The 316-nt window shown below is 49.4% G+C and carries 1 pseudogene; it reads left to right on the plus strand.

The annotated features are described in order from the left end of the window. Positions 1-316, plus strand: a pseudogene (locus AB4585_RS24310) (DNA polymerase III); the annotation flags it as partial.

Genomic DNA, 316 nt, shown 5'->3' on the forward strand with positions numbered 1-316 from the left:
CCGCAGGCCAATACCATCAGGCTGAGGCCTTTGGTCAGAGCGACATGTTTGGCGTATTAACTGATACTCACTCAGATGTAGAGCAGGCGTACGCTCAAGTTCCTGAGTGGCCAGAGAAGGTATGGCTAGAAGGGGAGCGCGAAACCCTTGGTTTGTACCTAACGGGTCACCCAATTAATCTGTATCTTCGTGAACTGGCTAAATACACCAGTTGTCGATTGAACAATGCGACTCCTACAAGACGAGACCAATCGGTGACCTTAGCAGGTCTTGTTATTGCGGCTAAAGTGATGACGACTAAGCGAGGAACACGTAT

The organism is Vibrio sp. 10N.222.49.C9, assembly GCF_041474985.1.
Lineage (GTDB): Bacteria > Pseudomonadota > Gammaproteobacteria > Enterobacterales > Vibrionaceae > Vibrio > Vibrio crassostreae_C.